Here is a 2393-nt window from a genome sequence, read left to right as displayed (position 1 = left end):
CCTCGACCGCCCGCCGCAGCAGCTCGTGCCGATAGGCGACGCCGTCCTCGGTGGCGGTCAACAGGCCGTTGGCCAGGCATTCGTCCACCGCGGCGGCCTGACCGCCGAGCAGCGTCGCCTCTGCCTGTGTGGGTGACACGGCGACCAGGCCGGCCACCGCGCGGGCCTCGGGCGAGAGGCCCGCGAGCCGGGACAGCACCAGGTCGCGGACGTTCGCCGGCACCCCCTCGGCGGTGGACGCGAGCACCTCGCTGACCAGCAGCGGATTCCCGCCGGTCAGCGCGTGCACCGTGGTCGGCGCCCGGCCCGCCCGGCGGGCCAGCTCGGCGACCGCCTCGGCCGACAGCGGCTCCGGCGACAACCGGCGCATCGCGTCGCGGGGCAGCCCGGCCACCACCGAACGCAACTGATGATCGGGCCCCACCTCGTCGTTGCGGTAGGTCAGCACCAGCAGGGCGCGGCAGCGGTCGAGCCGCCGGCCGAGGAACGCGACCATGTCGAGGGTGGCCTCGTCGGCCCAATGCAGGTCCTCGATCACCACCACCGGGCGGGCCCGCTGCGGTGGCCCGTCCAGCGTGTCCAGCAACGCGTCGAACACCTCGGCCCGCGGCCGGTCGGCAATCCGCTCACGCAGCACCCCACCCGCCTGCCGCGCGATGTCGTGCAGCGGACCCAGCGCCCGCGGCGTGAGCAGCGGGTCGCAGGCGCCCCACAGCACCTGGGCACGGCCGGCGGCACCGGCCGCGAACGCGGCGACCAGCGCGGACTTGCCGGCGCCGGCCACACCGGCGACGAGCGCGACGCGGCCGCCGGCGGCGCTGGCCGCCAGCAGCTCGTTCAGCGAGGCAAGCAGCTCACCACGCTCCAGCAGCACACCCATCAAGCCGATGCTAAGAGGCTCCGACCTGCTGAAACAATCGCCATACGGTCAGGCTTTCCGGGCGGTGATCTCCACATAGCGCGACGGGATCTTGGCGGTGCCGTCGGTCGCCACGTTGAACCGCTCGGCCAGCTCGACGAGATCGTCGTACAACGCCTTGCCGTTCTCGCCGAGGGCCTCGAACGCCTTCAGCGTCGGACCGTAGTTGACCTTGAAGTAGTCGGCCCATGCCGCGGGGGCCGGGAAGCGGAACACGAAGTCGCGCGGGGTCAGCCGCAGGTCGGTGACGTGGTCGCCGAGGAGTTCGCGGACCCGGGTCTCGTCGCCCCAGAGCGGCGGCGGGCGCACCCCGGCCGGCGGCGGCACGTGCCGGCCGATGGTCTTGAAGACCTGGCCGATGAAACCGTCCGGCGTCCAGTTGGCCAGCGCGATCGTGCCGCCGGGCCGCACGACCCGGAGCAGCTGGCGGGCCGCGGCCTCCTGGTCGGGAGCGAACATGATGCCGAAGACCGAGATCACCGCGTCGTACTCGCCGTCGTCGCAGGGCAGATCCTCGGCGTCCGCCTGCCGGAACTTGATCGTCAGGCGTTCGGCCGCGGCCCGCTCCTTCGCCCGGTCCATCAGCTCGGGCACGTAGTCGACCGCCGTGACCTCACAGAGGCAGCGGGCGGCGGCGAGCGCGGCGTTGCCCGTGCCGGTAGCAATGTCCAGCACCCGGTCACCGGCCGACAGGTCCGCGGCCTGGACGAGGTTCTCGGCGGTGACGTGGATGACCGTGGCCACGGCGCCGTAGTCGCCGCTGGCCCACGTCTTCTGCTGCTTGGCCTTGAGGCCCTCGAGTGTCTTCATGGCCAGGACGCTAGGCGCGGGCCGAGGGCCTCCACATGGGTCGGGCTCCCTATTTATGACCGCATCAGATGCCGGGCCGCGGCGGCCGCCATGCCCCGCGACGGCACGCCCAGCTTGGCGAGCACCGCCGAGACGTGATGGCTTGCGGTCTTCGCGGAGACCGAGAGCCGGGCCGCGATCTGCGCGTTGCTCAGGCCTTCGGCCAGCAACGCGAGGACCTCACGCTGCCGGCCGGTCAGGCCGGAGGGGTCGGCCGCCGTCGAGGATCCCGGCCCCCTGGGTACGCGCAGGCCACGCTCCCGCAACTCGGTGCGGAGGCGGCGCGCCCGGACCGCGGCGCCGAACCGGTCGAACTCCCGGAGCGCCTCGGCGCACGCGACGACGTCACCGTGCGACAGCGCCTCGGCCCGCGCGTACGGGCAGCCGCGCGCCGCCCACTGCTCGGCCGCACCCCGCCAGTCACCGTCGATCAGCATCCGGAACGGGCCGGCCGCGGCCGCCGGCGCCTCGCCCAGCCGCCCGCACCGCCACAGCCACAGCGCCATCTCGCCCACGAACCACGGGTGGCCGGCCCGCTCGGCGACCTCGAGACCGTGCTTGGCCTCGGCGGCGGCCCGGTCCGGCTGGCCGACCAGCCAGAAGTGCTCGGCCAGCGCGATCGACG

The 2393-nt window shown here is 73.9% G+C and carries 3 protein-coding genes; all 3 read right to left on the bottom strand.

All coding sequences use genetic code 11. The annotated features are described in order from the left end of the window. A partial coding sequence (locus tag AB0M20_RS38555; RefSeq protein WP_364305882.1) for an AAA family ATPase occupies window positions 1-880 on the bottom strand: 880 nt, incomplete at its 3' end. A 48-nt stretch (window positions 881-928) separates the two neighbouring features. Continuing rightward, complete coding sequence (locus AB0M20_RS38550) at window positions 929-1729, bottom strand: methyltransferase domain-containing protein (protein ID WP_364305880.1); 801 nt, start codon at window positions 1727-1729, stop codon at window positions 929-931. Between the two features lie 53 nt (window positions 1730-1782). Continuing rightward, window positions 1783-2393, bottom strand: a 611-nt coding sequence (locus tag AB0M20_RS38545; RefSeq protein WP_364305878.1) for a helix-turn-helix transcriptional regulator, incomplete at its 5' end; no start/stop codon positions are given.

The organism is Actinoplanes sp. NPDC051633 (assembly GCF_040681735.1).
Classification (GTDB): Bacteria; Actinomycetota; Actinomycetes; order Mycobacteriales; family Micromonosporaceae; genus Actinoplanes.
This window is presented reverse-complemented; position numbering and strand designations above follow the sequence as displayed.

Coding starts and splice junctions, on each gene's coding strand:
- AB0M20_RS38550 (WP_364305880.1), bottom strand. CDS start 1,729: ATGAAGACACTCGAGGGCCTCAAGGCCAAGCAGCAGAAGACGTGGGCC.